The 4,460-nt window shown below is 66.6% G+C and carries 3 protein-coding genes; all 3 read left to right on the top strand.

Going from position 1 to position 4,460, the window contains the following annotated elements; translation table 11 throughout:
- On the top strand, positions 1-1,651 hold a 1,651-nt coding region (aspS, locus tag VGQ94_07720; GenBank protein ID HEV2022403.1), incomplete at its 5' end, for an aspartate--tRNA ligase.
- Between the two features lie 53 nt (positions 1,652-1,704).
- Positions 1,705-3,720 (top strand): DNA mismatch repair endonuclease MutL, encoded by a 2,016-nt coding sequence (gene mutL / locus VGQ94_07725; protein ID HEV2022404.1) that lies wholly within the window; start codon positions 1,705-1,707, stop codon positions 3,718-3,720.
- A gap of 5 nt (positions 3,721-3,725) precedes the next feature.
- On the top strand, positions 3,726-4,460 hold a 735-nt coding region (locus tag VGQ94_07730; GenBank protein HEV2022405.1), incomplete at its 3' end, for a crosslink repair DNA glycosylase YcaQ family protein.

Consider the following 4,460-nt stretch of genomic DNA (forward strand, 5'->3'; position numbering starts at 1 on the left):
CGTGAAGCAGCGCGAGCCCGCGACCGTCAACAAGAACATCCCGACCGGAGAGATCGAAGTCGTCGCCGGTCCTGAGAACGACGCCCTGCGCATCCTCAACGATTCCAAGACGCCGCCCTTCCTGCCGGGAGAGTGCGATCCCAAGCTGCTGCCCAATGAGGAGGTGCGGCTGAAGTACCGCTACCTCGATCTGCGCCGCGCCGAGATGCAGGCCAACCTCGAGCTACGCCACAAGGTGGCGCTCGCCATCCGCAACCATCTTTCCGCGCGCGGCTTCTTCGAGATCGAGACCCCGTTCATGACCCGCTCGACCCCCGAGGGCGCGCGCGATTACCTGGTTCCCAGCCGCGTCCATCCCGGACAGTTCTACGCCCTGCCGCAGTCGCCGCAACTCTTCAAGCAGATCCTGATGATCTCCGGCTGCGACAAGTATTTTCAGATCGTGCGCTGCTTCCGCGACGAAGACCTGCGCGCCGACCGCCAGCCCGAGTTCACCCAGATCGATCTGGAAATGACCTACCCGCAGCCCGAGCAGGTCTTTGAAGTGGTCGAAGGATTCCTGGCCGCGGGCTTCGAGGCCGCCGGCATCAAAATCGCGACTCCGTTTCCGCGCATGACTTACGACCAGGCCATCCGCAGCTACGGCTCCGACAAGCCAGACCTGCGCCTGCCCCCGATGACCGACGTCCGCGAGGCCTTCGCCGCCGAGGAGCTGGAAAAACTCGGCATCCACGCCGGGCTGCCCGTGATGGCCATCCGCATCCCGGGCGTGGGCGAGCTCTCGCGCAAGGAGCGCGACGAGATCAAGACGCTTATCAGTGATCACAAGGACGCCAAAGTTTTCGAGGACATCAAGCGCCTGGAAAAGAATTTTCCCGGAGCGGTCGCCAAGGTTCGCGCGAGCCTGCAGAACCCTTCAGCAGGGTCATCCCGAGCCGCAGGCGAAGGACCTGCTCTTTCGGATGCCGACCTCATCGTTCTGGTCGCCGGCGACGGCAAGCCGCCCGAGCGCAAATCCGAAGGCGGAGTGAAGCCCGAGGTCAAGCAGCACGACCACGCCGTCGCCACAGCGGCGGGCGCGCTGCGCATGGCCCTGGCGCAGAAGTACGCCGAGCGCCACAGACTCTTCGCCGCCGACCACAAGTCGCCGGAAGCCTTCCGCTGGCTCTGGGTCACCGACTTCCCCATGTTCGAGTGGGACGCCACGGGCGAGCGCTGGGCGGCGTCGCATCATCCTTTTACTTCGCCGCACGAGAAAGACCTCGAAGCAGGGAAGCTCGAATCCGATCCCGGCGCAGTGCGCGCCTTGGCCTACGACGTCGTGCTCAACGGCCTGGAGATCGGTTCCGGATCCATCCGCATCCACCGCCAGGACGTGCAGAAGCGGATCTTCAAGGCGCTGGGCATGACCGACGACGAAGCCCGCGCCCGCTTCGGCTTCTTCCTGGACGCGCTCGAATACGGCACGCCTCCGCACGGCGGCATCGCCCTGGGCCTGGACCGCATCGTCATGATGCTGGCCGGGGCAGACTCCTTGCGCGAAGTCATCCCCTTTCCCAAAACCTCCCGCGCCGTGGACCTGATGGTGAACGCCCCAACGCCCGTCAGCGAACAGCAACTGAAAGAGTTGGGGATTAAGATTAAGGATTGAAGCATTTCCGGATTCCCATCCGCGTTCATCCGCGTTAATCTGCGGCGAAGACCATGGCCCGCATCCACGTCCTGCCCGAGCACGTTGCCAACAAGATCGCCGCGGGCGAGGTGGTGGAGCGGCCGGCCTCGGTGGTGAAGGAGCTGCTCGAGAACGCGCTCGATGCCGGCGCCAACCGCATCCGCATCCAGGTGGAGGCAGGCGGGCGCAAGCTCATCCAGATCACCGACGACGGCTCGGGCATGGTGCGCGACGATGCTCTGCTGGCCTTCGAGCGCCATGCCACCTCCAAGCTCCACGACGCCGAGGACCTGCTCAGCATCTCGACCCTGGGCTTCCGCGGCGAGGCGCTGCCGTCGATCGCCTCGGTCTCGCGGCTGGTGCTGGAAACCTGCGCGAAGGAAGACGCACAGCCGGGAACGGCTGTGCCGCACAGTTCCCCAGGCACGCGCGTCGAGATCAACGGCGGGAAGATCATGAAGGTAGAGGAAGCGGGACTCCCGGCGGGGACGTCGATCACGGTGCGCGATCTGTTCTTCAACACGCCCGCGCGCAAGAAATTCCTCAAGGCTGAATCCACCGAGCTGGGCCACATCGCGACCTTGGTCACCCACTACGCGCTGGCGCATCCCGAGAAGCACATCGAGTTGCACACCTCGGCCAACGCGCTGCTGATCGCCAGCCCGGTACGCGGCCACGCCGAGCGCATCTTCCAGATCTTCGGCAAGGAGACGCTCGAGCAACTCGTCCCCGTGGCCGCGGCGGCCGCGCTCGAGCGCGTGGGACTGCCCGAGCCGCCGCCCTGGGTCATCGAGAAGCGCAAGCAGCGCGGCGAGGACTACCAGGCCGCCGTGCCCGGCGAGCTGCGCCTGCACGGCTTCGTCTCCAAGCCGGAGCTGCAGAAGCTCAACCGCAACTCCATCTTCGTCTTCGTGAACCAACGGCTCATCCGCGACCGCATCCTCCAGCACGCGCTCTCGGAGGCCTACCGCAACATCCTGCCGGCGTCGGCCTTTCCCGTGGTGCTGCTCTTCCTGGAGATGCCTTCGGGAGAAGTGGACGCCAACGTCCACCCCAGCAAGAGGGAAGTGCGCTTCCGCCAGCAGAGCTTTGTCCACGACTTCGTGCGCGATTCCGTCCGCGCCGCGCTGATGAAGGCGCGCCCCGTTCCGCAGTTCACCAGCGAGATCCGCTCGCAGCCCACCGCCGGAGCCGCGCTCTCCTCCAGCGCGCGCGCCGCGGGCGGCGGTCTGGAGATGGCGCAGGCGCAAGGCATGATGCTTGCTCCCGTCGACTTCGCGCTCCAGCCGCCTCCGCCGCTCCCGCAGAATTTGGATTTCACCGACAGCATCGCCGTGGACGCCAACGCCGCCGTGCCGCTAGCCACTCCGCCTGCGCCCCTTCCCATCAGCGCCCCCATCCGGGCCGATGACCGCTGCGCCGGCGTCATCACCGAAGCCGATGCCGACGCCGTGCCGGAGACGGCGCCGCTCGACTCGCTCAAGCCGCTGGGCCAGATCCGCGACTCCTTTATCCTTGCTGTCAACGGCGACGCCTTGTGGATCATTGACCAGCACGTGGCCCACGAACGCGTACTCTTCGAGCGCATCCTGCGCCAGCGCGCCGCGGAGAAAGTCCAGGGACAGCGCCTGCTCATGCCGCTGGTGCTCGCGCTCACCCCCGGGCAGCAGGCGGTCTTCGAGCAGATCTCGGAAGAGCTCCAGCGCAATGGCTTCGAGGTGGAGCCCTTCGGCGCGCGCACCATCGCGGTGAAGACGGCACCGGCGGGCGTCGACGCCGGCGAGATCGAGCGCCTGCTCACCGAATTACTCGACCAGTTCCAGCGCGAGGAGCAGGCCACGAATCTCGACCGCGCCCGCGGCAAGATCGCCGCCTCCATCGCTTGCCACGCCGCCATCAAGGTGAACACGCCGCTCGAAGCCAATAAGATGGAGTGGCTGCTGAAGGAGCTGGCCAAGACCGAGTGTCCCATGACCTGCCCCCACGGACGTCCGGTGGTGCTGCGCTATTCGTTGCGCGACATCCAGCGCGCCTTCAAGCGGATATAGCCATGATGACCGACCTCGAACTGCGCGAACACCGCCGCCAGAAGTGGCGCCTCAACAGGCACCCGCTGCGCTCCGCCGAGGACGCCCGTGAGTTCCTGGAGTCGGTCGGCTTCTGCCTGATGTATCCGGTGAAGCCGCCACTGCTCGTGCCCACCTTCCTCGGCGCTTGCGCCGGCTCGGAGAAGAATCTCCCTTTGCGCCCCCAGGCCTTCGACAGCCCGGCCGCCCGCCAGGCGGAAGAATGGGTGCTGGAAATGCTGCGGCAGCGCATCGCCTTCGAGACCAACCTCTTCGGCGAGACACCCATGCTGCTCGCTGCCTCCGTCCTTCCTTATTTCTACGCGCTGGTCGGCGACCGCAATCCCAAAGCGGAGCGGAAGAAGGACTCGGATGCCGTCCAGCTCTCCCCTTTGGCCCGCGACACCTGGGCGGCGTTGCGCAAGAGCGGGCCCGTGACCAAAGCCCGGATGCGCGAGCTCCTGGGCGGCGCGCCTTCGGACGCCGCGCTCGACCGCGCCCTGGGGGAGCTGGGAGCCTCGCTCAAGATCGCGCGCGTGGATGAGAGCCCGCAAGCGGGCGCCACCTGGGAGCTGCTGCACCGCTGGGCCCCGGAGACGGTCCAGGAGGGGATCGGATTGTCGGTGGCCCAGTCGCTCTCCGCCCTGGTCTCCCGCTACCTGGAATGCGTGGTGGCGGCGGAGGCCAAGGAGGTGGAGGAATTCTTTTCCCGGCTTGCGCCC

It is taken from the genome of Terriglobales bacterium, assembly GCA_035937135.1.
GTDB lineage: Bacteria > Acidobacteriota > Terriglobia > Terriglobales > Acidobacteriaceae > DASYVL01.